This window comes from Pantoea sp. B550, assembly GCF_024158165.1.
Classification (GTDB): Bacteria; Pseudomonadota; Gammaproteobacteria; order Enterobacterales; family Enterobacteriaceae; genus Pantoea; species Pantoea alfalfae.
The window spans coordinates 1,007,236-1,034,130 of record NZ_JAMYXI010000003.1 but is presented as its reverse complement, the minus strand read 5'-3'; the positions used below and the strand labels follow the sequence as shown (position 1 = coordinate 1,034,130).

Here is a 26,895-nt window from a genome sequence, read left to right as displayed (position 1 = left end):
TTTTGCCCTTTTGAGGGGTTTTTGCTTATTTATTACTCCTTTTGAGCGCAAATTGAACGGTCAGTAAAAAAGTTGTGATTTGCACTTGCGCTATCTCAGCCGTTCCCTATAATGCGCCTCCACTGACACGGCAAACCGGAAACGGGAAACGGGTTGAGAGGCACAGGAGACTGCGCCGCCGGAGAAAAACTTCTGAGAAAGAGGTTGACTCTGCAGGAGGAAAGCGTAATATACGCCACCTCGCGACAGGACGCTAACGCACTGTTCGCACTGCTCTTTAACAATTTATCAGACAATCTGTGTGGGCACTCGCAGGATTGATATCAGCGTCTTTGGACGCACAAAAATATCAAAGCCTCACGAGTGAACACATAATGAAATTCATTATGACGTTTTACAGATGAGCACCGCTTAACTTGTTTAAGCAAATCAAACTTAAATTGAAGAGTTTGATCATGGCTCAGATTGAACGCTGGCGGCAGGCCTAACACATGCAAGTCGGACGGTAGCACAGAGAGCTTGCTCTCGGGTGACGAGTGGCGGACGGGTGAGTAATGTCTGGGGATCTGCCCGATAGAGGGGGATAACCACTGGAAACGGTGGCTAATACCGCATAACGTCGCAAGACCAAAGAGGGGGACCTTCGGGCCTCTCACTATCGGATGAACCCAGATGGGATTAGCTAGTAGGCGGGGTAATGGCCCACCTAGGCGACGATCCCTAGCTGGTCTGAGAGGATGACCAGCCACACTGGAACTGAGACACGGTCCAGACTCCTACGGGAGGCAGCAGTGGGGAATATTGCACAATGGGCGCAAGCCTGATGCAGCCATGCCGCGTGTATGAAGAAGGCCTTCGGGTTGTAAAGTACTTTCAGCGGGGAGGAAGGCGGTGCGGTTAATAACCGCGCCGATTGACGTTACCCGCAGAAGAAGCACCGGCTAACTCCGTGCCAGCAGCCGCGGTAATACGGAGGGTGCAAGCGTTAATCGGAATTACTGGGCGTAAAGCGCACGCAGGCGGTCTGTTAAGTCAGATGTGAAATCCCCGGGCTTAACCTGGGAACTGCATTTGAAACTGGCAGGCTTGAGTCTTGTAGAGGGGGGTAGAATTCCAGGTGTAGCGGTGAAATGCGTAGAGATCTGGAGGAATACCGGTGGCGAAGGCGGCCCCCTGGACAAAGACTGACGCTCAGGTGCGAAAGCGTGGGGAGCAAACAGGATTAGATACCCTGGTAGTCCACGCCGTAAACGATGTCGACTTGGAGGTTGTTCCCTTGAGGAGTGGCTTCCGGAGCTAACGCGTTAAGTCGACCGCCTGGGGAGTACGGCCGCAAGGTTAAAACTCAAATGAATTGACGGGGGCCCGCACAAGCGGTGGAGCATGTGGTTTAATTCGATGCAACGCGAAGAACCTTACCTACTCTTGACATCCACGGAATTCGGCAGAGATGCCTTAGTGCCTTCGGGAACCGTGAGACAGGTGCTGCATGGCTGTCGTCAGCTCGTGTTGTGAAATGTTGGGTTAAGTCCCGCAACGAGCGCAACCCTTATCCTTTGTTGCCAGCGATTCGGTCGGGAACTCAAAGGAGACTGCCGGTGATAAACCGGAGGAAGGTGGGGATGACGTCAAGTCATCATGGCCCTTACGAGTAGGGCTACACACGTGCTACAATGGCGCATACAAAGAGAAGCGACCTCGCGAGAGCAAGCGGACCTCACAAAGTGCGTCGTAGTCCGGATCGGAGTCTGCAACTCGACTCCGTGAAGTCGGAATCGCTAGTAATCGTGGATCAGAATGCCACGGTGAATACGTTCCCGGGCCTTGTACACACCGCCCGTCACACCATGGGAGTGGGTTGCAAAAGAAGTAGGTAGCTTAACCTTCGGGAGGGCGCTTACCACTTTGTGATTCATGACTGGGGTGAAGTCGTAACAAGGTAACCGTAGGGGAACCTGCGGTTGGATCACCTCCTTACCTGAAGATACCTTCCCGCGCAGTGTCCACACAGATTGTCTGATAAAAAGTAATGAGCAGGACGGCTGCGAAGTCGTGACACTATCGTGTCCCCTTCGTCTAGCGGTTAGGACTCCGCCCTTTCACGGCGGCAACAGGGGTTCGAATCCCCTAGGGGACGCCACCTGCTTGGTGACAGGTGAAAGATGTCTCCATACAGTATCTCAAAGCCGTTCTGGCTGCGTAAGCAGCCGGGTCGCGTTTGAGATATTTGCTCTTTAACAATCCGGAACAAGCTGAAAATTGAAACGACGTGTCGCTTTCATTCTCCGTAACAAGAATGAAAAACGCGGCACGTTCGAGTCTCTCAAATGCTTGCAGTCTGCAGCGTTGCAAAACGCCTGTGGGTTGTGAGGTTAAGCGACTAAGCGTACACGGTGGATGCCCAGGCAGTCAGAGGCGATGAAGGACGTGCTAATCTGCGTAAAGCGACGGTAAGGTGATATGAACCGCTACAGCCGTCGATGTCCGAATGGGGAAACCCGGTGCACTCTGTGCATCATTGCAGCATGAATACATAGTGCTGCAAGGCGAACCGGGGGAACTGAAACATCTAAGTACCCCGAGGAAAAGAAATCAACCGAGATTCCCCCAGTAGCGGCGAGCGAACGGGGAGCAGCCCAGAGCCTGAATCAGCATGTGTGTTAGTGGAAGCGTCTGGAAAGTCGCAGGGTACAGGGTGATACTCCCGTACACAAAAGCACACGCGCTGTGAGCTCGATGAGTAAGGCGGGACACGTGGTATCCTGTCTGAATATGGGGGGACCATCCTCCAAGGCTAAATACTCCTGACTGACCGATAGTGAACCAGTACCGTGAGGGAAAGGCGAAAAGAACCCCGGCGAGGGGAGTGAAACAGAACCTGAAACCGTGTACGTACAAGCAGTGGGAGCCCTCTTTACGGGGGTGACTGCGTACCTTTTGTATAATGGGTCAGCGACTTATATTCTGTAGCAAGGTTAACCGTATAGGGGAGCCGCAGGGAAACCGAGTCTTAACTGGGCGTTAAGTTGCAGGGTATAGACCCGAAACCCGGTGATCTAGCCATGGGCAGGTTGAAGGTTGGGTAACACTAACTGGAGGACCGAACCGACTAATGTTGAAAAATTAGCGGATGACCTGTGGCTGGGGGTGAAAGGCCAATCAAACCGGGAGATAGCTGGTTCTCCCCGAAAGCTATTTAGGTAGCGCCTCGTGAACTCATCTCCGGGGGTAGAGCACTGTTTCGGCTAGGGGGCCATCCCGGCTTACCAACCCGATGCAAACTGCGAATACCGGAGAATGTTATCACGGGAGACACACGGCGGGTGCTAACGTCCGTCGTGAAGAGGGAAACAACCCAGACCGCCAGCTAAGGTCCCAAAGTCATGGTTAAGTGGGAAACGATGTGGGAAGGCACAGACAGCCAGGATGTTGGCTTAGAAGCAGCCATCATTTAAAGAAAGCGTAATAGCTCACTGGTCGAGTCGGCCTGCGCGGAAGATGTAACGGGGCTAAACCATGCACCGAAGCTGCGGCAGCGACACTATGTGTTGTTGGGTAGGGGAGCGTTCTGTAAGCCGTCGAAGGTGTGCTGTGAGGCATGCTGGAGGTATCAGAAGTGCGAATGCTGACATAAGTAACGATAAAGCGGGTGAAAAGCCCGCTCGCCGGAAGACCAAGGGTTCCTGTTCAACGTTAATCGGAGCAGGGTGAGTCGACCCCTAAGGCGAGGCCGAAAGGCGTAGTCGATGGGAAACAGGTTAATATTCCTGTACTCGGTGTTACTGCGAAGGGGGGACGGAGAAGGCTATATCAGCCGGGCGACGGTTGTCCCGGTTTAAGCGTGTAGGCGGAGGGTCCAGGTAAATCCGGTCCCTTATTAACGCTGAGGCGTGACGACGAGGCACTACGGTGCTGAAGTGATAAATGCCCAGCTTCCAGGAAAAGCCTCTAAGCATCAGGTAACACAGAATCGTACCCCAAACCGACACAGGTGGTCAGGTAGAGAATACCAAGGCGCTTGAGAGAACTCGGGTGAAGGAACTAGGCAAAATGGTGCCGTAACTTCGGGAGAAGGCACGCTGGCGCGTAGGTGGAGGGATTTACTCCCCGAGCCGAAGCCAGTCGAAGATACCAGCTGGCTGCAACTGTTTATTAAAAACACAGCACTGTGCAAACACGAAAGTGGACGTATACGGTGTGACGCCTGCCCGGTGCCGGAAGGTTAATTGATGGGGTTATCCGCAAGGAGAAGCTCTTGATCGAAGCCCCGGTAAACGGCGGCCGTAACTATAACGGTCCTAAGGTAGCGAAATTCCTTGTCGGGTAAGTTCCGACCTGCACGAATGGCGTAATGATGGCCAGGCTGTCTCCACCCGAGACTCAGTGAAATTGAACTCGCTGTGAAGATGCAGTGTACCCGCGGCAAGACGGAAAGACCCCGTGAACCTTTACTACAGCTTGACACTGAACATTGAGCCTTGATGTGTAGGATAGGTGGGAGGCTTTGAAGCGCGGACGCCAGTCTGCGTGGAGCCAACCTTGAAATACCACCCTTTAATGTTTGATGTTCTAACGTAGGCCCGTTATCCGGGCTGCGGACAGTGTCTGGTGGGTAGTTTGACTGGGGCGGTCTCCTCCTAAAGAGTAACGGAGGAGCACGAAGGTCAGCTAATCACGGTCGGACATCGTGAGGTTAGTGCAATGGCATAAGCTGGCTTGACTGCGAGAGTGACGGCTCGAGCAGGTGCGAAAGCAGGTCATAGTGATCCGGTGGTTCTGAATGGAAGGGCCATCGCTCAACGGATAAAAGGTACTCCGGGGATAACAGGCTGATACCGCCCAAGAGTTCATATCGACGGCGGTGTTTGGCACCTCGATGTCGGCTCATCACATCCTGGGGCTGAAGTAGGTCCCAAGGGTACGGCTGTTCGCCGTTTAAAGTGGTACGCGAGCTGGGTTTAGAACGTCGTGAGACAGTTCGGTCCCTATCTGCCGTGGGCGCTGGAGAATTGAGGGGGGTTGCTCCTAGTACGAGAGGACCGGAGTGAACGCACCACTGGTGTTCGGGTTGTCATGCCAATGGCACTGCCCGGTAGCTAAGTGCGGAAAAGATAAGTGCTGAAAGCATCTAAGCACGAAACTTGCCCCGAGATGAGTTCTCCCTGACTCCTTGAGGGTCCTGAAGGGACGTTGAAGACTACGACGTTGATAGGCCGGGTGTGTAAGCGCAGCGATGCGTTGAGCTAACCGGTACTAATGACCCGTGAGGCTTAACCTTACAACGCCAGAGGCGTTTTTGAGAGACAGATTTTCAGCTTGTTAACCGGATACAGTTGTGTCCTGCGGGCTGAAGTCCGAAGGATTTTGCGCTGAGGCAAGGCGGCAACCGACCGATACGAAGGAGCATACTGAAGTATGTGACGGAGTAGCGCGAGGGCGGCCAACGCAGCATCAGCACAAAAGACACAGGACAGAGCACAAAGAATTTGCCTGGCGGCTTTAGCGCGGTGGTCCCACCTGACCCCATGCCGAACTCAGAAGTGAAACGCCGTAGCGCCGATGGTAGTGTGGGGCCTCCCCATGCGAGAGTAGGGAACTGCCAGGCATTATATAAGTGAAGAAGCCCCGCACGCGAGTGCGGGGCTTTTTTACGTCTGAATTTTGCTCTTTTGAGCAGAAACATTGACCACAAACCCACTTTCTGCAACCCTCATCACCTCATATGGTCTTACGGCATCGCCAGCAACCCGCTGATTTTTCGATAATTGGCGATATGGCTCACAATATTCATCTCAGATTACCCCGCCTTTACCTCTGGTAGACTTAAATGCTTTACTCAATCCTTTAAACGCTGTTGATCAGCAAGGAACAGAGGTAAGGCATGACAACAACAAATAATAAAATTCAGCCGGATGATACCAGGAAACGCATCTGGGCTATTGTTGGCGCGTCATCGGGCAACCTGGTCGAGTGGTTCGACTTCTATGTCTATTCATTCTTCTCGCTCTACTTTGCGCACATATTCTTCCCGCAGGGAGATACCACCACGCAGTTGTTGCAGACGGCGGGTGTTTTTGCGGCAGGATTTTTGATGCGTCCGATTGGTGGCTGGCTGTTCGGCTATATCGGTGACAAACATGGCCGAAAAAATTCGATGCTGGTTTCGGTCTGCATGATGTGTTTCGGGTCACTGGTCATCGCCTGCCTGCCGGGTTACGCAACGATCGGCGTGGCGGCTCCCGTCATTCTGCTGCTGGCGCGTATGTTTCAGGGATTATCGGTAGGTGGGGAATATGGGACCAGCGCAACCTACATGAGCGAAGTGGCTTTGGAAGGACGCAAAGGATTCTACGCCTCATTCCAGTATGTCACGCTGATTGGTGGTCAGTTAGCAGCGGTACTGACCGTAGTGGTGCTGCAATTCCTGCTTACTGATGCAGAATTGCGCAGCTGGGGCTGGCGAATTCCGTTCTTCCTCGGCGCACTGCTCGCGGTTGTCGCATTGTGGCTACGGCGCTCTCTGGAAGAAACGTCAGACAAGACCAGCCGCGAACATCGCGATGCGGGAAGCGTAATCGGATTGCTGCGCAATCATACCCGTCCTTTCCTGATGGTGCTGGGTTTTACCGCAGGCGGTTCCCTGAGTTTTTATACCTTCACCACCTACATGCAGAAGTATCTGGTTAACACGTCGGGTATGGATCCTAAAACAGCCAGCGGGCTGATGACCGGTGCGCTGCTGGTCTTTATGCTGATTCAGCCAATTATCGGTGCGCTGTCAGATAAAATTGGTCGTCGCACTTCGATGATGATCTTTGGCGCAGCTGCGGCGATCTGTACGGTGCCAATTCTGACCCTGCTGCAAAACGTGCAAAGTCCCGGCGTGGCTTTCCTGTTGATTATGCTGGCCTTGCTGATCACCAGCTTCTACACGGCCATCAGCGGCATTCTTAAAGCCGAAATGTTCCCGCCACAGGTGCGTGCACTGGGTGTCGGGCTCTCCTACGCCGTCGCGAATGCGATCTTCGGGGGTTCGGCAGAGTATGTAGCGTTGCTGATGAAGAAGCAGGGGATCGAGACTACCTTCTTCTGGTATGTCTCTGCGATGGGCGCGGTGGCGTTTCTGGTGTCGCTGTTGCTGCACAAGCGTGGTAAGGGAATTAAGCTTTAAAATAGCTACTGGCTCAGATTCCAGAGGGCAATGCCGCTGGCTGCACCGGCGGCATCCCAGCGAAATCTTTCCAGCTCCAGCCGCTGCCATTCGGGCGGCTGTCATACAGCTCTTTTCCCGCCCCAGAACTTAACGAAACAACAGCACAGCAAGCAGCACACTTCGCATAATGGATGCCTTATTGACCGCAGTGATTAAAGAATCCGGCTGATCAGGCGATCGATACGTATCCGGCGCAGACGGCGAATGAGCTTGCGCACCTTGGCCGGGTAATCAGCAATACTCTCTAGCTCACGGAAATGCGTCACTACCGTCGTGTTCTGCCGGATTAACGTCAATTCCTTCTCACGCTGAGCCGCTAACTCCTGATGAGGATCGTGGATCAGCACGGCATTTTCCAGATCGAGCCGCCAGGCACGTGGATTGAGGTTATTACCGGTAATCAGCTGCCATTCGTCATCAACCCACATTCCTTTAAGGTGATAACTGTTCTCGCCATCCTTCCACAGTCTTACGACCAGCTGATCGGTCGTAACGTAGTAGTGCAAACGGCTCATAAAGCGACGCAGATTGATTTCATACAGGTAAGGCAGCGCGCCTATGATTTTGAACGGCTGATCAGGCGCAATATAGAAGTCATTGGCTGTTTTATCGCCGACGATGATCTCAACCTGCTTTCCCTGGCGCAGAAGATGAATGATATTGCGTACCAGCAAGGCGGGCATGTTGAAGTAGGGGGTACAGATAATCAGCTTCTGTTCTGCACACGGCATCAGATGGAAAATGGTTTTATTGAGCAGGCTATGCTTACCCAGACCGACCAGCGGTGTAACTGCCAGTTCATCGTTGCCGGCATTCCCTTCAAACTGATAATTGAAGCCACGCAGATCCTGACGGAACTGGCGCGTCTCATTTTTAATTTCGGGGCTGGAAGGGCGCTCAGCGAAATCGAGCCGGTTAACCGCTTCTGCTGGCTTCAGATTGAGCGTGATCCAGTCATACATGGTATCGGTCAGCTGCGAATTGCGGATAACCTGGTAGCGATCATAACGATACTTGTCATGCTGATGCAGGTAAACATCATTGATGCTGGCGCCGCTGTAGAGCAGCGTATCATCTATGATGAAACCTTTAAGATGGAGTACACCCAGGGCTTCACGGGTATTGACCGGGATACCATAAACCGGGATGGCAATATCGGCATAACGCGTCGCCATTTCACAATACCAGTCGGCATTGGTTACGCCTCGTGCTGCGCCAATTCGGCCACGCTGCGCACGATGCCAGTCTACCAGAATCGAGATATCCAGCTCCGGTCTCGCCTGCTTCGCATGATAAAGCGCATCCATAACGGCACGCCCGGCGTCATCGTTTTCCAGATAGAGCGCAACGATACAGATGCGGGTCTGCGCTGCCGCAATCTTCTCCAGCAACGTCTGACGAAATTCGGCAGGCGAGTAAAGTGTCGACATATCCGCAACGGATTGTGACAGTTTCGGCAGCTCTGCGAGGTGTTGTTGGTGTTTATTACGTTTAAATTTAGACAACATCACAGTGCACTTCTTCTCTGTTCATTGCATGGCCTTTTGCCATCAAATCAGGGTTATAACCATAAATAATAACATCAACTCCGTCGATTCGAACGTTTTTTACCTTTCTGTACAAGGTTAGTTGATCTCATTCTGTAAAGACAATTTCAGGCTGACGATACCGTCATCCAGTTGAATATCAACATGAAAATTGAGTTTTCGGGCCAGGGTAATCATGCCGCGGTTATGGGGCATGGTGATACCGTTCAATTGTTGCAAGCCGTGATGTCGGGTGTAGCGGATCATCTTTTCCAGCAGACGACGGCCCATGCCTAACCCTTTCAGGTCAGAACGGACCAGCACTGAAAACTCCGCATCGATGTTATCGGCGTCAGAGATCGCGCGAGTGACACCAATGATCTCATGACGTTCCTGATGCTGACGGACCGCCACAATCGCCATCTCGCGGTCATAATCGATCTGAGTCATATTGGCGAGGTCATCATGCGTGAACTCATTGATCTCACTGAAGTAGCGGTAGTAAAGATCCTCTTTGGTCACCTGGCTGATAAAATCGCGCAATAATGGTTCATCCTCTGGCAGGATTGGACGGAACAGGCAGAATTGCCCATCTTTTAACTCTACCTGTTCTTCCAGATGCTGCGGATAAGGGCGAATGGCCAGCCTTGCTTCGTTATCGCCGTGGAACGGAGCCAGCGTCAGGGTGACATCCAGCAGGGTAAAATCATTGCCTGCCGCCAGCAGCGGATGAATATCCAGTCGCTGGATCTCCGGGCAATCCACTACCAGATCAGAGACCTGCACCAGCAGCTGGCTTAAACCAGAGATATCCAGCGGATTCAGGGCGCTGCGGCTGCGGATTTTTCCGCTCTTAATAGCCTGAATGACCAGATAGCGTGCCAGCGTCATATTCAGTGGGGGCAGGGCAACGGCAGCCTGTTTATCAGCCTGCCATTCCACCCCGCCTTCACCCAGCATAATGATTGGGCCAAACAGTGCATCCTGTTCGACCACGACCCGCAATTCCTGCGCGCCCGCCCGGCTGGCCATGCTCTGAACCAGCAGTCCCTCTATACGCGCCTGCGGCAGCGTCTGCTTTACCCGATCAAAAATGGCTTCGGCGGCATGCTCCACTTCACTGGCATTACGCAGGTAGAGCATCACACCCTGAACCTCTGATTTATGGGCGATATCGGGTGAACGCAGCTTTAGCGCCACCGGATAGCCAATCTGGCCGGCAATGGTTACCGCTGCCGCGCTGTCACTGGCGATCCAGGTTGGCAGCGTGGCCAGCCCATAAGCCTGCAGCACCGGCTGCACTTCGTGAGTATCCAGTGAGGTAATGCCACGCGCCAGCGCCTGTGACAGCAGCTGGTGAGCATGTGCACTATCCTGGTTCAGTGTAGCGGGCAGGGCAGGCGTCTCGCGCAGCTGCTTCTGATTACGTCGGTACTCAACCTGATGCATAAAGGCGGTTACGGTGCCTTCCGGCGTGCGCCAGGTGGGTATACCCGCCTGCGTAAAGGCACGACGTGCAGCCTGTGAAGAGAACTCGCCGCTCCAGTTGGTCAGCAGCGTCACCAGCTTACCGCGCGGGTGGCGGGCCACAGTATCGATCAGATGTGCGGCCGTTTCAGTCGCAGGCGCGACCGCGCTTGGCGCATGAATGATCATTAAGGCATCAAGTTCATGGCTGTCGAGCAGGATCTCTGTGCAGGCAGCGTAGCGCTCAGCGGTGGCGTCATCTTTTAAATCCAGCGGATTACCGCGACCCGCACCGGCAGGCAAAATAGCCTCAAGCTGCTGACGCGTTTCATCGCTGAGCTGCGCCAGTTTCCCATTGCGGGCGTAAAGCTCATCCAGCGCCAGCGCGGCGGGCGCCGCACCATTACTGATGATCATCAGCCTGTCGCCGCGCAGTGGCCGCATATGGCTTAGCGATTCAACAGCGGAGAACAGCTCATGGGTATCCTGTACCCGCAGCAATCCGGCACGCTGAATGGCCGCATCCCAGGCAGCATCCAGACCACTGTGGGTGCCCAGCAGCGCCTGCGCTTCACGGCTGCGACCACTCTTGATCACCAGAATCGGTTTATTACGGGAAGCGCTGCGTGAGGCAGAAACAAAGCGACGTGCGTCACTGAGGTGCTCCAGATAAAGGAGGATGGCACTTGTTTTACCGTCGCGGGCCAGGAAGTCGAGCAGGTCATCAACATCGGTATCCAGGCTGTCACCCAGCGCGATAAACCACGAAAAACCGAGGTTACGCTGCTGCGCCCAGTCGAGAATGGTATTCGATACGGCGGCAGACTGGGAGATAAATGCGATACGGCCTTTCTCTATCGGCACCGGCGAGAAGCTGGCATTGAGACCCTGCCAGGGCGCCAGCAGGCCAAGACTGTTCGGCCCCAGCAGACGTATCTGCCACTGGCTGGCGCAGGCTTTGAGTTCAGCCGACTGGCTGGCAGGTGCAGAGAGAATAATACAGGCCTTGCAACCTTTCTCGCCGAGCTGTTGCAGCAATTCGAGGTTACGTTTTGAGTGGGTGCAGATCACCGCCAGGTCAGGCGCGAAAGGTAAGCTGTCGATGGTGGGCCAGGCGAGTACGCCGCTGACCGCTTTATATTTTGGCGTGACCGGCAGTACAGGCCCGCTAAAACCGCCTGCCAGCAGGTTACGCATCATAAAGTAGCCGGCACGCCCGGGCGTGACCGAGGCACCTATCACCGCAATTGACTTAGGTCGTAACAGCGCTTCCAGTCCGCGTTGGCTCATCTCGCCCTCCAGAGATCGGGATTTGCGTGATTGTAAACGCTTTTTGCTGGCCGCGCTTCCGGGCAGATCGCAGGCTGAACATCCGGATCCTGAAAACTGTCAGAGCAGGCTCACGCCTGCCAGCCGGAGAGGGACGCGGTTAAGCCTGTCCGGGGTGATGCGGTTTTCCTGCCAGATAGGCCGCGCGGAACTGATCGAAATGGTGAGATAACGCCTCTGCCGCCTGCCGATCGCCCGCCTGTGCCAGTAGCGCCGCCGCCACTTCAGCGGTGCAATGCTGACCTTCGCCGTGCGCCTCACGTAGCGTATAACGCGAAGGCGTGCTGACATGCAGCGACATTACCGGCAGGGCGTCGAGCCAGGGACTTTTGCGAAACATCTTGCGCGCTTCGGTCCAGGTACCATCCAGCATAATAAACAGCGGCGGCTTGCCGCTGACGGGCGGCGTTGTCAGCACTTCGCGACCGGGATCGGCATAGGCGGCCGGGAAGACCACCAGCGGCTGATATTCAGGGTTGCGCACAGCCGCAAGCAGCAGCGGATCCGGCTCGGTGCGTGACCAGCCAAATGCCTGGGTATGCGGCAGAATATCGGCAATCAGACGGCCAGTGTTACTCGGCTTCATTGGCTCGGTATCAAACATCACCAGGCAGAAGCGACTACGGGCAGACTGCGGCACGATCTGATTGCAGAGACAGTTGGCCTCTGGCAGCAGGCAGCCCTGGCAGCGAATGACCCGATTTCCGCGCGCCAGGAAAGGACGGGTGGCGCGGGCCAGGCGTTGGGTGCGCAAGCGCAAAACAGCATTATCAGACATGAGTATTCAGGGCAGGAAAAACGTCAGTGTAATCGAAGCGCAGATGAAAAGGAAAAGGCCAGACTGGCTGGCCGTTGAAGTTTAAAGTGATTCGTCGAGCCATTCGTTAAATGGCGCTTTGGGCATAGCGCCGTTCAGCATGTCGACCCGCTCGCCATTTTTAAACAGCATGATGGTCGGGATACTGCGAATATTGAAACGGGCGCTCAGGGCTGGTTCCGCTTCGGTGTTCACTTTAATAAAGCGGACCTTGCCGCTGCGTTCACTGGCGACATCTTTAAACACTGGCGCAAAATTGACGCAGGGGCTGCACCAGGGCGCCCAGAAATCGATCACCACCGGCAAATCATCCTGCAGATATTTGTCAAAGTTGGCGCTGGTGGCATTCACTACTTCGCCATCGAACAGCTCATTTCCACAGCGACCACATTTCGCCACGTCGGCAAGGCGTTCGTCAGGAACGCGATTGGTTGCCTGACAGGAAGCGCATACCGTATTCATAGGAACCTCTGATGTTGAAAAGTGTCAGTCTGGTAATCGTTGTCCATTATGAAAGGGGGCGGATTTTCGCTCAATCTGGATTGCTCTATAGGTTCAATAGTTGATAGCTAAGCGCCAGCACATCAGGTAATCTGCGCGCTCTAAATGCGGGAGGAAGAGATGAACGACGAATATAAAGGCAAGAGCGGCAAAGTTAAGGTGATGTACGTGCGTGGCGAGGACGATAAAAGCGCGCGCGCGCCGAATCCTCGCACAGGCAAAGGTGGTCACTCTGCTGCCCGCCAGGATGATAATCGTCGTTCATCTGGCCCGCGCACTGAACGCACTCAGGAAGGCGGTCGCTCCGCTGGTCGTCGTAGTGACGACACCGGTCGCAGCAGTTCACCGCGTCGTGATGAAGGCGGACGTGGCGCACCACGCCGTTCAGACGATGGCGCAGGTCGCCGCAACGATCGTGGTGATGACAGCCGTGGCGCTTATGGCAGCAGCGACTCCCCGTGGCGCACCGTGTCACGCGCGCCTTCTGCCGATCGTGCGTCATCGCCTGAGAACGATAAGCCGGATCACGGCGGTATCAGCGGCAAGAGCTTCGTCGATCCTGAGCAGATCCGTCGTCAGCGTAATGAAGAGACCCGCGTCTATGGCGAGAACGCCTGTCAGGCGCTGTTCCAGAGCCGTCCGGAAGCGATTGTTCGCGCCTGGTTCGTGCAGGAAGTGACACCGCGTTTCCGCGAAGCGCTGCGCTGGCTGGCGGCTAACCGCAAAGCCTATCACGTGGTAGAAGATGCTGAGATCACCAAAGCGTCAGGTACTGAGCATCATGGCGGCGTCTGCTTCCTGATCAAAAAGCGTATGGGCATGGCGGTGTCTGAATGGCTGAGCCAGGCGAATACGAAAGATTGCGTACTGGCACTGGAAGATGTCAGCAACCCGCATAACCTCGGCGCGATTATGCGCAGCTGCGCGCACTTTGGCGTAAAAGGTTTGCTGGTCAATGATGCTTCTCTGCTGGAGTCAGGTGCAGCGGTGCGTACTGCAGAAGGCGGCGCTGAGCATGTGCAGGCCATCAGCGGTGCAACCTTCAGCGAAGGTCTGGAAGCGTTTCGTAAAGCGGGTTACACCATCGTGACCACCTCCAGCCATCAGGGCACGCCGCTGGCGCAGGCTCAGCTGCCGGAGAAAATGGTGCTGGTGTTAGGTCAGGAGCGTGAAGGTCTTTCTGACACCGCGTTCAGGCAGGGCGACATGAGCCTGTCAATTGGCGGTACCGGCAACGTGGAAAGCCTCAATGTCTCGGTCGCAACCGGCGTACTGCTCGCCGAATGGTGGCGTCAGAACGCATAAAAAAACGGGCCGAAAGGCCCGTTTTGCTGTGTGACATCAGTGCGCGCCACCGCCACCGCCACCACCGCCTGCGCCAAACGGCGGGCGGGCAAACCAGATCAGCACCAGCAGAATCAAAAAGACCCCCGCCGACGCCCAGAAGATTTCATTCGCTGAAATAATCAGTCCCTGATTGGTAATCTGCTGCGCGATATAAGCTGACGCCTGCTGCTGTGTCATCCCCAGGCTCTCCAGCTGGCTATACATCTGTTGCGAATTGGTGTTGTAAGGGGTAATCGACTCCGTCAGGTAGCTATGATGCATCGACTCGCGATTCGTCCACATGGTGGTGGTAATCGACGTTCCCACTGAGCCGGCAAAGGTACGCATAAAGTTCGACAGGCTGGAGGCAGCCGCCATGCGCTCCGGCGGCAGTCCCGACAGCGTAATGGTGGTCAGCGGCATAAAGAAGCAGGCCACGGCAAAGCCCTGAATAAACTGTGGCCAGGCTGAGGCACCAAAGTCCATCCCCGGTTCAAACGTATAAGCACGCCAGTAAAAGCAGACGGCATACATAATGAAGCTGAACGTAACCAGTCGCCGCATGTCGAGCTTATGGGCGAAGCGACCAATGATCGGCGACAGGATCACCGGCAAAATCCCTACCGGCGCAGACGCCAGCCCTGCCCAGGTTGCGGTATACCCGTAAACCTCCTGCAGCAGCTGCGGCAACAGAACTATTGAGCCGAAGTAGAGCATATAAGCCAGGCTGATCGACAGGCAGCCGATGGTGAAGTTGCGCGACTTAAACAACGACAGGTCAATGATCGGGTGATCGTCCGTCAGCTCCCACACCAGCAGGACGGACAGCGCAATTACAGCCACGACCCCCAACACGATAATTTCGGACGAGTTAAACCAGTCGAGCTCCTTCCCGCGGTCCAGCATCACCTGCAGACAGCCGATCCCCACGACCAGCAGCACCAGCCCGACCATATCGATCCGCCGGATTTCGGTTTTGGTTTCCCGACCACGCAGGGTTTGCAGCGTCAGTATCACCACTGCCACACCAATCGGCACGTTGATAAAGAAGATCCAGCCCCAGTGATAGTTATCGCTGATCCAGCCGCCCAATATCGGGCCGCAGATCGGTGCCACGATCACCGTCATCGCCCATAGCGACAGTGCAACACTGCGCTTAGCGGGCGGATAGTTGTTGAGCAGCAGGCTTTGCGACAGCGGGATCAATGGACCTGCGACTATCCCCTGAATGACGCGGAAGAAAATCAGCATCTCCAGGCTGTCTGACATGCCACACGCCCAGGAGGCGATAGCAAACAGAATCGTCGACCAGGTAAACAGCTTCACTTCACCGATGCGTTTTGCCAGCCAGCCGGTCAGGGGGATCGAAATCGCATTGGCGACGCCAAACGAGGTGATCACCCAGGTGCCCTGCGAGTTCGACGCTCCCAGGTTACCGGCAATGGTGGGGATAGCCACGTTGGCGATGGTCGAATCCAGCACCTGCATGAACGTCGCCAGCGACAGCGCAATGGTCATCAGGACCAGCGGCATCCCTTCAAGCGGTTTTTGTGCCATTACAGCCTCCGCGTCATCATCCGGCGTTGGCGCGGACGATATCGGTGATCAGCTGATTGACCGGCGTAAGGTCAATCGCCAGAGCATTACTACTGTAAGCGGCCTGCTGACGGGCGCTGGTGGCAAGCGCGCTACCCTCTTTGCTGGTGGTATCGATTTTGACCAGCGTGGAGAGGCCGATGCGCAGTGGATGTCTGGCGATATCGTCCTGATTCAGTTCGATACGGACCGGCAGACGCTGAACCACTTTAATCCAGTTACCAGTGGCGTTCTGTGCTGGCAGCAAAGAGAAGGCGCTGCCGGTGCCCATATCCAGACCCACCACTTTACCCTGATAAACCACTTCGTCACCGTAGATATCGGCGACCACGGTGGCAGGCTGACCAATACGGACACCAGCCAGCTGCGTCTCTTTGAAGTTCGCATCGACCCACAGATTGGTGGCAGGTACGACAGCGAGCAGCGGGGTGCTGGTAGAAATTTGCGAACCGACCTGTACGCTGCGACGGGAGACAAAGCCATCCATCGGGCTGCGGATTTCGGTGCGCTGCAGCGCCAGCCAGGCGTCACGCAGTTCAGCCGCGCTCTGTTGCACGGCAGGCTGATTTTCCAGCGAGGTGTTGAGGATCATCGCCTGATTGGCATTGTATTGCTGAATGGCCACGTCCAGCTGCGCTTTAGCCGTTGCAACGGCGTCACGGGCGTGCTGCAACTCTTCACGGCCAATCAGGTTGGCTGCGCCTAACGGTTCACGGCGTTTCAGGTCCGCCTCTGCCTGTGCCAGTGCGGTCTGCTGCAGCGTGATGCTGGCCTGATACTGTTTGCCATTGATCATCAGCTGATGCGTCTGACGCACGCTGGTAGCCAGAGCCGTCTGGGCTTTTTCAAACGCCTGCTCGGCATCGGTCTTATCAAGTGAAACCAGTACATCGCCTTTTTTGACGAAATCGGTATCTTCAAACCAGACCTTATTCACGCTACCGGAGACCTGTGCCATCACCTGCACCTGATTGCCCGCAACGTAGGCGTCATCAGTCTCCTGAAAATGGCGCAGGACCAGGAACCAGTAGGCGCCCCAGGCAATACCAATCAGCACAAAGATAAGCGCCAGCATAATGAGCACACTTTTGCGCTTTCTTTTCTTACTGGCTGACGGTTGCGGGCTTTGTGCTTCTGCCGTTGCACTCATGACTTTCTCCACGTTTTCCATTTAGTCGGGCAGCAGAAATCCTTTTCTGCCAGCGCCCGAGTCGAAAAAGCCAGCGACTGAGCGCTGGCCAGATTAAAAAGGAAATTAAGATAACGATTTCGACAGGTGATTGTGTCGCACTTGTTGCTATTAGCGGGACAGCGAGGCGATCAGCTGATCTTCATCCATTTTATCAAGACGATTAAGCAACTTACGGGTAATGCCTTCCAGCTGAGACTTCTCATCGACTGACAGCGACGACCAGAGATACTGCAGGCTCTGATGCTGAGGTGGCAGCAGCTGACGCAGGAATTCCATGCCTTTATCGGTCAGATGCAGGTGCAGGCAGCGACGGTCGTGATCGCTTTCGCGACGCTCAATCCAGCCGCGCTTCTCCAGCTCATCAGCAATGCGCGTAGCATTGGTGCGTGAAGAGCCAAGGGCAGAACTGAGCTCAGAGGGCTGAATGCTGTGATTTTCCTGCGCATCCAGCGTAATCAACGCCATAAACAGGGTCTCATTAATACCCTGTGCTTTCAGCATCTTATTGCGGTTGTCCAGCAGTTTACCCTGCATATGCATACAGAGACGCGTCAGAATAATTTCCTGTAACGGAAAATCCTTATGGCGATTGGCACGGATGTTTAGCATCTGCTCAATGGGAGTAAACGAACTTTCCATTAAAAAAAACCTCACTAATTGCAACTTGTATAATAACTATGGTGACAGGCTAAGCGTAGTCACTTTTCAGCAAGTGATCGCTGACAGACTCGCACGCTGCACCATCAAAGGTATTCCAGGCCAGTCCCTGGCCCTGGGTCAAAAACCCGTACGCCCGGCGGCAGCCGCAGTGCCAGGACGTTATCAAAAAGGGGGCAAATTTATTAATATCGCGAGGAAAAATAACTGAAGTGAATAGGTTTGTTACTAACCATAACAAACCTAACCATTTGTGACCAGACCAATGCGTTGTCCGGACAGCCTTCAGTTGATTTTTTCCGGCTCAAAGCGCGATCCCCCTGCCCAAATCAGCAGATTAATCAGCGTCAGTAGCGCGCCAGCTCCACAGACGCCATACCAGCCCCAAAGATGGTAAGCGGTAGCGGAGAGCAGCGAGCCCGCCGCGCCGCCGATAAAGTAGCTGGTCATGTAACCGGCATTCAGACGGTTTCGCGCCTCCGGCATCTGCGCATAAATCACGCTCTGGTTGGTGATATGCACGGCCTGCACCGCCAGATCCAGTAGCAGGATACCGACGATCAGCGGCACAAGCTGCTCCGCACCCCACGCAATGGCGGCCCAGGAGAGCAGCATAAGCAGCAGGCCCAGTCGGGTGGTCAGCTTCGCTTTACCTTTGTCGGCCAGTGAACCCGCCTGACGTGCGGCCAGCGCACCCGCAGCACCCACTAATCCCAGCAAACCAATCCTGCCCTCAGAAAAATGATAAGGCGCGCCGGAGAGCAGAAATGCCATTGAGGTCCAGAGCAGGCTGAAATTGGCAAAGGAGAGACAGCCGGTCCAGGCGCGTGTGCGGATCACCCGATTGCCTGCATACAGACGAAAGATGGAAGCCAGCAGTTGCGGATAGCTCATGGCCATTGACTGCTTTACGCGTGGCAACGATCGCCAAAGCGCCAGCGCCATAACCACCATCAGCAGACTGGCGGTCCAGTAAACCGTGCGCCAGCCGCCGAGCTGCGCCAGGCCACCTGCCACGGTGCGTGCCAGCAGAATCCCCAGCAGCAGACCGCTCATGACCGTCCCAACGATTTTGCCGCGCCGCTCTGGCTCGGCCAGCGTGGCGGCCAGCGGCACCAGAATTTGTGCGGCGACCGAAAACAGGCCGGTCATGATCGTGCCCAGCAGTAAAAAGAGGAACGTGTGCGACAGGGCGATAATTACCATGCCCGCCGCAGCCAGCAGGATCATCGTCACAATCAGGCTGCGTCGTTCAAAGCGATCGCCCAGCGGCACCAGCAACAGAAGACCGCAGGCGTAGCCGAGTTGCGCCGTGGTGACAATAAACCCGGCGAGGCTAACAGAGAGATCAAACTGTTGGGCGATAGTATTAAGCAGTGGCTGAACGTAATAGTTACTGGCTACGCAGAGGCCGGTTGCTACCGACATCAGGACCACTAAAGCAGGCGTCAGACCCTGGCGAGTCGCATTCATAAACAGCATCGGTCGCTAATAATCATTTGAGGTTAATAATAACTCAAAAAACTATTTCACACGCATGTTTATTAACAGGCCATACCAGTCATAACGAGAGGTTTAAACAACGGTAGAGGAGGTGCGCCCTAAGAAGGGGGCAACTTACGGCTCAGGGCTTAACGTCTTCAGAAGTTTAAAGGGATGGGAGCATACGCCTGTAGCAAAGCATAGCGGGCCATGGACAAAAACGCCGGGAGCGTTTTGAACAACGCAACGCGTTGGCCCGGTACGGGCGCACTTCAGGCATGTGGTGCGTAATCGCCCGCGCTGAGCCACGCCTTAGAGGGCATGTTTTGCGCCTTTGCGGAAGGCGTATGCTCCCTGAGCCGGCCTCTTTATCCTCTGTCGCAGGCCATCCTGACAATCAGAATGACCTGCCCGACCATCAGAAATTCCAGTCTTCGTCTTCAGTTTCGACCGCTTTACCCATCACATAGGAGGAGCCTGAGCCGGAGAAGAAGTCGTGGTTCTCGTCAGCGTTGGGTGACAGTGCCGACAGAATGGCCGGATTGACGGCCGTCAGCTCTGCCGGGAAGAGCGCCTCGTAGCCCAGATTCATCAGTGCTTTATTGGCGTTGTAGTGCAGGAAGGTTTTCACTTCGTCCACCCAGCCGACATCGGCGTAGAGCGCCTCGGTGTAAGCCACTTCATTTTCATACAGCGCCAGCAGCAGATCATAGGCGAACTGCTGCAGTTCTTCACGACGCAGATCGTCAGCGCTGGCCAGCGCCTGCTGATATTTATAGCCGATGTAGTAACCGTGCACTGCTTCATCGCGGATAATCAGGCGAATCAGGTCTGCGGTATTGGTCAGCTTACCCCGGCTTGACCAGTACATCGGCAGCCAGAAGCCGGAATAGAACAGAAACGACTCCAGGAAGACGCTGGCGATCTTCTTCTTCAGCGGATCGTCTGCCCGGTAGTGCTCCAGGATGATGCGCGCCTTGTTCTGCAACGGCGCATTCTCTTCGCTCCACTGGTAGGCGGCATCCACATCCTGCGTGTTGCACAGGGTCGAGAAGATCGAACTGTAGGAGCGGGCATGTACCGCTTCCATAAAGCTGATATTCGACAGCACTGCTTCTTCGTGTGGGGTAATCGCATCCTCCATTAGCCCCGGCGCGCCGATCACGTTCTGGATGGTGTCGAGCAGCGTCAGGCCGGTAAAGACCCGGATGGTCAGCTGCTGCTGCTGTTTATCCAGCGTCTGCCAGCCGGGCAGATCGTTGGAGAGCGGCACCTTTTCCGGCAGCCAGAAGTTGCTGGTAAGACGGTTCCACACCTCAAGATCTTTATCATCCTGAATGCGGTTCCAGTTAATGGCCTGAATCTGTTTAAGTTTCATCGTTATTATTACAGGGAGCAGGAAACGCAGCCCTGAACCTCCGTGCCCTGAAGCGCCATCTGACGCAGTCGAATGTAATAGAGCGTTTTGATCCCTTTTTTCCACGCGTAAATCTGCGCTTTGTTGATGTCACGGGTGGTGACGTCATCGCGGAAGAACAGCGTCAGCGACAGTCCCTGATCGACGTGCTGCGTTGCTTCTGCGTAGGTATCAATAATCGCTTCCGGCCCAATCTGATACGCATCCTGATAGAGGTGCAGATTCTCATTGGTCATAAACGGCGCGGGATAGTAGACGCGGCCAGTTTTGCCCTCTTTGCGGATCTCGACAGGGGAGACAATCGGATGGATGCTGGAGGTGGCATGATTGATGTAAGAGATCGAACCGGTCGGCGGGATAGCCTGCAGGTTCTGATTAAACAGCCCGTACTGCATCACCGCATCACGCAGTGCCTGCCAGTCCGCCTGAGTTGGCAGCGTCAGTCCGGCATCGGCAAACAGTTGAGCTACCCGTTCAGTACGCGGCAGCCACTCGCGCTGCAGATACTTATCAAAGTAAACGCCGCTGGCGTAGTCCGAATTCGCAAAGCCGTCGAAGGTCTGCTGATGCTCCTGCGCCAGCTGATTAGAGGTGCGCAGCGCATAGTAAGTGATGCAATAGAAGTAGAGATTGGTGAAGTCCAGCGCTTCCGGCGAACCGTAGGCGATGCCTTCGCGCGCCATATAGCCGTGCAGGTTCATCTGTCCCAAGCCAATGGCGTGCGAACGGCGGTTGCCTTCGGCAACAGAAGGTACCGAGCCGATCTCGCTCATCATTGACACCGAGGTCAGCGCGCGGACCGCCACATCCACGGTACGCGCCAGATCGCGCGAATCCATGGCGTGCGCAATATTCAGTGAGCCAAGATTACAGGAGATATCTTTGCCGATCCTGCGATAGCTGAGATCGTCGTTGTACTCGCTGGCGCTGTTGACCTGCAGAATCTCCGAGCAGAGGTTGCTCATATTAATGCGACCAGCAATCGGGTTACTGCGGTTCACGCTGTCCTCATACATGATGTAGGGATAGCCCGACTCAAACTGAATCTCGGCCAGCGTCTGGAAGAAGTCACGTGGCTGAATATAGGTTTTGCGGATGCGATCGTCTGCCAGCATCTCGTCATACTTCTCGCTGATGCTGATATCACCAAAGGCCTGGCCGTAGATCCGTTCCACGTCGTAGGGCGAGAACAGCGCCATCGGTTTGTTCTCTTTTGCCAGCTGGAAGGTGATATCGGGGATTACCACGCCTAACGACAACGTTTTGATGCGGATCTTCTCGTCGGCGTTTTCGCGCTTGGTATCCAGAAAGCGGAAGATATCGGGATGGTGCGCATTGAGCCACACCGCGCCAGCGCCCTGACGTGCGCCAAGCTGATTTGCATAGGAGAAGGCATCTTCCAGCATTTTCATCACCGGAATGATGCCCGACGACTGATTTTCGATGCGTTTGATCGGCGCACCGGATTCTCGCAGGTTCGACAACAAAAAGGCGACGCCGCCGCCCCGTTTCGACAGCTGCAGTGCTGAGTTTACGGCACGACCAATCGACTCCATATTGTCTTCGATTCGCAGCAGGAAACAGGAGACCAGCTCACCGCGCTGCTGTTTGCCGCAGTTCAGAAAAGTCGGCGTGGCGGGCTGGAAACGGCCACTGAGAATCTCTTCCAGTAGCGCCCGCGCCAGCGTTTCATCGCCCTGAGCCAGCGTCAGCGCAACCATGCAGGCACGCTGCTCGAAGGTTTCCAGATAGCGTTTGCCGTCAAAGGTCTTCAGCGTATAGCTGGTGTAGTACTTCCAGGCACCAAGAAAGGTTTTGAACTCAAATCCCCAGTTTTCGGCCACCTCATGCAGCGCAAGCAGGAAATCAAAATCGTACTGGTTCAGCATGTCCGCTTCGTAATAGCTCTCTGCCACCAGATAGCGTAAACGCTCAGCGTTGCTGGCGAAGGAAACCGTATTGGGCTGCACATGCTGCAGATAGAACTGCCGTGTCGCTTCGCGATCCTTATCGAACTGGATGCGGCCCTCTGCGTCATAGAGGTTCAGCATGGCATTGAGGGCGTGATAATCGAGCGTCACGCCGTTGAGGGTATCTGTTGTTGCCAAAATTGGGTTACTCCCGCTTTAACTTTCGCAATATCGTCAGGCGTTCCCATCAGCTCGAAGCGGTAGAGGCAGGGCACCTGACATTTTTTTGCAATGATGCTGCCCGCCAGGCAGTAACCGGCACCGAAGTTACGGTTGCCTGCCGCGATCACGCCCCGAATACCGCGTCGGTTCGCCTCATCATTAAGAAACTGAATCACCTGACCGGGTACCGCACCACGACTGCTGCCACCGCCATAGCTGGGCACCACCAGAATATAGGGCTGGTCGATATGCAGGTGCTCGCGGGCATCAAGCGGGATGCGCCGGGCGGGCAGGCCGAGGCGCGTCACAAACCGGTGGGTGTTTTCCGACTGGCTGGAAAAATAGACCAGCGGGAACATACGATTAGCCCCCGACGGCAGAAAGCGTGCGCAGAGTGGCGATCTTGTCCGGACGGAAACCGCTCCAGTGATCGTTATCTGCCATCACCACCGGAACCTGGCGATAACCCAGTGATTTCAGGTTGTCGATCGCCTCCGGCTGGCTGTCGAGATTGATCAGCTGATAAGCGAGACCCTGACGGTCCATCGCATTTTTGGTCGCCGTGCACTGGACACAATTGTCTTTAGTGTAAATAATAATGCGCATGATTCGTATTTCCCTCTGTATGCGGTTCTGATGACCGGAAATAAAGTCGATGCAGCCTGTTGCGGGCTTCATTCGGTCGGACATCGGGTGTCGTACTGATGAGATAAATACTAGATGTAGTGGTTTTGGTGGTCAAGCCCACCATATATAGGGTTTTATGATTTGCATTTGCGCAACAGAGGCAAAGCCAGCAGTAATGCGCCCTGCAGCCTGAAAAAATCTTTTGTAAATGTCGTCGGCCAGAAAAAGGGCAAAAAAAAGCCCCGCACAGGGCAGGGCTCAGGGGATTTTTTATACTTAGCGGCGAGAAGCCAGCAGTATACCGACTACGATACCGAACGCAGCACCGACACCCACACCGTGCCATGGTTTGTCATGCACGTAGGTATCAACCTGCGCACCGGCATCACGCGCAACCTGGGATACACGGTTGCTGCCGCCGTTCAGTTTAGAGCGGGTCTGCTTGAGCAGTTTTTCTGCCTGACTGCGGGCTGAATCCACTTCGTCTTTGGCGTCACTGCCATAAGATTTCAACAGCGCTTCGAGTGAATCGGCCAGCTCATTCACATCCTGATTGATATCAATGTCATCGTTTTTTACAGTGCGATTAAACATTTTTTAGCTCCCTTTGATTTAAAAACGTAATACTAGTGTAGACGACCTTTTGATAAACGAGACGCGGGAGTGTTCTTTAGGGAAAATTCCGAATGCCCACTCTGTCATGCTGATGTAAGGTTGCGAAGCTTTTGAAAGAGGAGAGGATCGAGCATGTATTTACGACCAGATGAGGTAGCGCGCGTACTGGAAAAAGCGGGTTTCGAAGTCGATGAAATTACTCCACGGGCCTATGGCTATCGCCGTGGTGAGAACTACGTTTATGTGAATCGCGAGGCGCGCATGGGGCGCATGGCTTTAGTGATTCACCCGACGCTGAAAGAGAAGAGCCAGCCGTTCGCTGAACCTGCTTCAGAAATGAAGACCTGCGATCACTACACCCAATTCCCTCTCTATCTGGCGGGTGATTCACAGGAACATTACGGCATCCCGCACGGATTCAGTTCCCGCATGGCGCTGGAACGCTATATTCAAAGCGTTTTCGGCTAACGCATCAGGCCCCGCCGCGACGGGGCACTGAACCGCCTGTCCGTCCTCCCTGTTTACCCTGCCGTTGCAATTACCCGCTGTGACGCGTATAAATTTGTCCCTTATAGATGTTTAGACGTCCATACGGATAAAAGTGATGAGCGAACAGCCAACTCCCTCGCAGGAACAATTCAAACGCACCATGAAAGTGCGCCATCTGGTGATGTTATCGCTGGGCGGCGTGATCGGCACCGGCCTCTTTTTTAACACTGGCTATATCATTTCAACCACCGGGGCAGCGGGTACGCTGCTCGCCTATCTGATTGGCGCGCTGGTGGTCTGGCTGGTGATGGTGTGTCTGGGCGAACTTTCCGTGGCGATGCCGGAAACCGGCGCGTTCCACGTCTATGCCGCACGCTATCTCAGCCCGGCAACCGGCTACACCGTGGCCTGGCTCTACTGGCTCACCTGGACCGTCGCCCTCGGCTCCAGCCTGACGGCGGCGGGCTTCTGTATGCAGTACTGGTTCCCGCAGATCCCGGTCTGGATTTGGTGCCTGGTCTTCTGCTGCGCCATCTATCTGCTCAACGTCATCTCCACCCGCTTCTTCGCAGAAGGAGAGTTCTGGTTCTCGCTGATAAAAGTTGTCACGATCGTCGCCTTTATCGTGCTGGGCGGCGCGGCGATGTTTGGCTTTATCCCGATGAAAGATGGCACCCCAGCGCCGGGCCTGAGCAATCTCACCGCGCACGGCTGGCTGCCCAACGGTGTACTGCCGATTCTGATGACCATGGTGGCAGTAAACTTCGCCTTTTCCGGCACCGAGCTGATCGGGATTGCGGCCGGTGAAACTCAGCAGCCGGAGAAAGTGCTGCCGCTGGCGATCCGCACGACGGTGGCCCGACTGATTATTTTCTTTATCGGCACGGTATTTGTGCTGGCGGCGCTGATTCCGATGGATCAGGCGGGGATTGTCAAAAGTCCGTTTGTGCTGGTGTTTGAAAAGATCGGCATCCCTTATGCGGCTGACATTATCAACTTTGTCATTCTGACCGCTATCCTGTCAGCGGCCAACTCGGGCCTCTATGCCTCCGGGCGGATGCTCTGGTCGCTGGCCAACGAAAACACGCTGCCGCGCGCCTTTGCCAGCGTCAACAAGCGCGGCGTGCCCCTGCTGGCCATCACCGTCAGCATGATCGGTGGCTTACTGGCGCTGGTCTCCAGTGTAGTCGCGCCAGACACGGTATTTGTGGCGCTGTCGGCTATCTCTGGTTTCGCGGTCGTCGCGGTCTGGCTTAGCATCTGCGCCTCGCATTTTGTTTTCCGTCGGCGTCATCTTCAGCAGGGCAAATCGCTGGCCGATCTGGGCTACCGCGCGCCGCTCTATCCGCTGACGCCGATCCTGGGCTTTCTGCTCTGCCTGCTGGCCTGTGTCGGGCTGGCGTTTGATCCGACCCAGCGCATCGCGCTGTGGTGTGGCATCCCGTTTGTGCTGTTCTGCTATGCCGCTTACCATCTGACTCACAAATCATCCCCGAAGCCTGAGGAGGCCAAAGATGTCGCATAACCCTGTCGCGCAGGCTTTAACAGAGTCGCCGTTACTGATTCTGGATGGCGCGCTGGCCACCGAACTGGAAGCCCGCGGCTGTCATCTGGCCGATGCGCTCTGGTCAGCGAAAGTGCTGATGGAAAATCCTGAGCTGATCTACCAGGTGCACTACGACTATTTTGTTGCCGGGGCGCGCTGTGCCATCACTGCCAGCTATCAGGCGACGCCGCAGGGCTTTGCCACACGTGGCCTTGATGAGGCGCAGTCACTGGCGTTGATCGCCCAGAGCGTCGAGCTGGCGCGGCGCGCCCGTCAGGATTATCTGGCGGTCCGGCCCGACGCAAAAACGCTGCTGGTGGCGGGATCGGTGGGGCCGTATGGTGCATTCCTGGCGGATGGTTCGGAATATCGCGGCGATTACGCGTTGCCGGAAGCGGAGATGATGGCGTTTCACCGCCCGCGCGTGCAGGCGCTGCTGGCGGCGGGTGCCGATCTGCTGGCCTGTGAAACCCTGCCGTCCTTTGCTGAAGCGCAGGCGCTGGTGAAGCTGCTGTCTGAATTTCCTGAAAGCCGCGCCTGGTTCACGTTTACCCTGCGTGACGCCGGGCACATCAGCGACGGTACGCCGCTGTCAGAGGTGGTGAGCTGGCTGAATCAGCAGCCACAGGTGGTAGCGCTGGGGGTTAACTGTGTGGCACTTGAGAGCGTGACGCCTGCGCTGCACCAGCTGCAGAGGCTGACCGACAAACCGCTGGTGGTCTATCCCAACTCCGGCGAGCAGTATGATGCCAGCAGCAAAACCTGGCATTCAGCGCCATCAGGCTGCACGCTGCATGACAAACTGGCAGAGTGGCAGCAGGCGGGCGCGAAGCTGATTGGCGGCTGCTGTCGCACCTCACCCAACGACATCGCGGCTATCGCCCGCGCTTGTCAACCGCAATAAGCTGGCTGAATCGGGCGATGATAGCCCGATTGAGGTGGAGAGGGCGGTCTACACTCTGA

Annotated in this window: 18 protein-coding genes, 1 tRNA gene and 3 rRNA genes; 9 read left to right on the top strand and 13 right to left on the bottom strand. The window is 55.3% G+C overall.

Going from position 1 to position 26,895, the window contains the following annotated elements; all coding sequences use genetic code 11:
• Window positions 1-437 precede the first annotated feature (437 nt).
• The 5 genes from NIM72_RS07795 to NIM72_RS07775 all read left to right on the top strand — a co-directional run bounded on the left by NIM72_RS07795 (window position 438) and on the right by NIM72_RS07775 (window position 7,171).
• Window positions 438-1,977, top strand: a 16S ribosomal RNA gene (locus tag NIM72_RS07795).
• Window positions 1,978-2,065: 88 nt separating this feature from the next.
• A tRNA-Glu gene (locus tag NIM72_RS07790) sits at window positions 2,066-2,140 on the top strand.
• Between the two features lie 230 nt (window positions 2,141-2,370).
• Window positions 2,371-5,278: ribosomal RNA gene (locus NIM72_RS07785) — 23S ribosomal RNA — on the top strand.
• A 211-nt stretch (window positions 5,279-5,489) separates the two neighbouring features.
• Window positions 5,490-5,605 (top strand): 5S ribosomal RNA (rrf, locus tag NIM72_RS07780).
• Together the 16S, 23S and 5S rRNA genes with 1 tRNA gene alongside form the textbook arrangement of a ribosomal RNA operon.
• A gap of 276 nt (window positions 5,606-5,881) precedes the next feature.
• On the top strand, window positions 5,882-7,171 hold the full coding sequence (locus NIM72_RS07775; protein ID WP_161735812.1) for an MFS family transporter: 1,290 nt from the start codon (window positions 5,882-5,884) through the stop codon (window positions 7,169-7,171).
• 194 nt (window positions 7,172-7,365) lie between these two features.
• Here the strand turns inward: NIM72_RS07775 and pssA are convergent, their stop codons facing one another.
• From pssA to trxC, 4 genes are all read right to left on the bottom strand, one after another.
• A complete protein-coding gene (pssA, locus tag NIM72_RS07765; RefSeq protein WP_161735810.1) occupies window positions 7,366-8,721 on the bottom strand; it encodes a CDP-diacylglycerol--serine O-phosphatidyltransferase in 1,356 nt (451 codons plus the stop codon).
• 117 nt (window positions 8,722-8,838) lie between these two features.
• Complete coding sequence (locus NIM72_RS07755; RefSeq protein WP_161735808.1) at window positions 8,839-11,496, bottom strand: bifunctional acetate--CoA ligase family protein/GNAT family N-acetyltransferase; 2,658 nt, start codon at window positions 11,494-11,496, stop codon at window positions 8,839-8,841.
• A 139-nt stretch (window positions 11,497-11,635) separates the two neighbouring features.
• On the bottom strand, window positions 11,636-12,313 hold the full coding sequence (locus tag NIM72_RS07750; protein ID WP_253419721.1) for a tRNA-uridine aminocarboxypropyltransferase: 678 nt from the start codon (window positions 12,311-12,313) through the stop codon (window positions 11,636-11,638).
• A gap of 81 nt (window positions 12,314-12,394) precedes the next feature.
• On the bottom strand, window positions 12,395-12,814 hold the full coding sequence (trxC, locus tag NIM72_RS07745; RefSeq protein ID WP_161735804.1) for a thioredoxin TrxC: 420 nt from the start codon (window positions 12,812-12,814) through the stop codon (window positions 12,395-12,397).
• Between the two features lie 159 nt (window positions 12,815-12,973).
• Here trxC and NIM72_RS07740 point away from each other — a divergent pair, with 159 nt between their 5' ends.
• Window positions 12,974-14,158, top strand: a complete 1,185-nt coding sequence (locus NIM72_RS07740; RefSeq protein WP_161735802.1) for a tRNA/rRNA methyltransferase — start codon at window positions 12,974-12,976, stop codon at window positions 14,156-14,158.
• Window positions 14,159-14,194: 36 nt separating this feature from the next.
• Here the strand turns inward: NIM72_RS07740 and emrB are convergent, their stop codons facing one another.
• From emrB to NIM72_RS07695, 9 genes are all read right to left on the bottom strand, one after another.
• A complete protein-coding gene (gene emrB, locus NIM72_RS07735; RefSeq protein ID WP_161735801.1) occupies window positions 14,195-15,736 on the bottom strand; it encodes a multidrug efflux MFS transporter permease subunit EmrB in 1,542 nt (513 codons plus the stop codon).
• A gap of 16 nt (window positions 15,737-15,752) precedes the next feature.
• Complete coding sequence (gene emrA / locus NIM72_RS07730) at window positions 15,753-16,925, bottom strand: multidrug efflux MFS transporter periplasmic adaptor subunit EmrA (protein WP_253419718.1); 1,173 nt, start codon at window positions 16,923-16,925, stop codon at window positions 15,753-15,755.
• A gap of 150 nt (window positions 16,926-17,075) precedes the next feature.
• Window positions 17,076-17,606, bottom strand: a complete 531-nt coding sequence (mprA, locus tag NIM72_RS07725; RefSeq protein ID WP_003850381.1) for a transcriptional repressor MprA — start codon at window positions 17,604-17,606, stop codon at window positions 17,076-17,078.
• A 303-nt stretch (window positions 17,607-17,909) separates the two neighbouring features.
• The gene (locus tag NIM72_RS07720; protein WP_161735797.1) at window positions 17,910-19,097 is read right to left on the bottom strand and encodes an MFS transporter; all 1,188 of its coding nucleotides are present in this window, start codon (window positions 19,095-19,097) and stop codon (window positions 17,910-17,912) included.
• Window positions 19,098-19,524: 427 nt separating this feature from the next.
• A complete protein-coding gene (gene nrdF, locus NIM72_RS07715) occupies window positions 19,525-20,484 on the bottom strand; it encodes a class 1b ribonucleoside-diphosphate reductase subunit beta (RefSeq protein WP_222925104.1) in 960 nt (319 codons plus the stop codon).
• An 8-nt stretch (window positions 20,485-20,492) separates the two neighbouring features.
• Window positions 20,493-22,631 (bottom strand): class 1b ribonucleoside-diphosphate reductase subunit alpha, encoded by a 2,139-nt coding sequence (gene nrdE, locus NIM72_RS07710; protein ID WP_253419714.1) that lies wholly within the window; start codon window positions 22,629-22,631, stop codon window positions 20,493-20,495.
• Entirely contained in the window at window positions 22,601-23,014 is a 414-nt protein-coding gene (gene nrdI / locus NIM72_RS07705; protein WP_161735791.1) for a class Ib ribonucleoside-diphosphate reductase assembly flavoprotein NrdI, read from the bottom strand. The genes nrdE and nrdI overlap by 31 nt, the downstream gene beginning before the upstream one ends.
• Before the next feature lie 4 nt (window positions 23,015-23,018).
• Complete coding sequence (nrdH, locus tag NIM72_RS07700; protein ID WP_010257769.1) at window positions 23,019-23,261, bottom strand: glutaredoxin-like protein NrdH; 243 nt, start codon at window positions 23,259-23,261, stop codon at window positions 23,019-23,021.
• Window positions 23,262-23,558: 297 nt separating this feature from the next.
• Window positions 23,559-23,876 (bottom strand): DUF883 family protein, encoded by a 318-nt coding sequence (locus NIM72_RS07695; protein ID WP_033733577.1) that lies wholly within the window; start codon window positions 23,874-23,876, stop codon window positions 23,559-23,561.
• 153 nt (window positions 23,877-24,029) lie between these two features.
• Here NIM72_RS07695 and NIM72_RS07690 point away from each other — a divergent pair, with 153 nt between their 5' ends.
• From NIM72_RS07690 to mmuM, 3 genes are all read left to right on the top strand, one after another.
• A complete protein-coding gene (locus NIM72_RS07690; protein WP_003850360.1) occupies window positions 24,030-24,365 on the top strand; it encodes a DUF2002 family protein in 336 nt (111 codons plus the stop codon).
• A gap of 136 nt (window positions 24,366-24,501) precedes the next feature.
• Complete coding sequence (gene mmuP, locus NIM72_RS07685) at window positions 24,502-25,911, top strand: S-methylmethionine permease (RefSeq protein ID WP_161735789.1); 1,410 nt, start codon at window positions 24,502-24,504, stop codon at window positions 25,909-25,911.
• Entirely contained in the window at window positions 25,901-26,836 is a 936-nt protein-coding gene (gene mmuM / locus NIM72_RS07680; protein WP_222925107.1) for a homocysteine S-methyltransferase, read from the top strand. Before mmuP ends, mmuM begins: the two co-directional genes overlap by 11 nt.
• The last annotated feature ends 59 nt before the right edge of the window (window positions 26,837-26,895 follow it).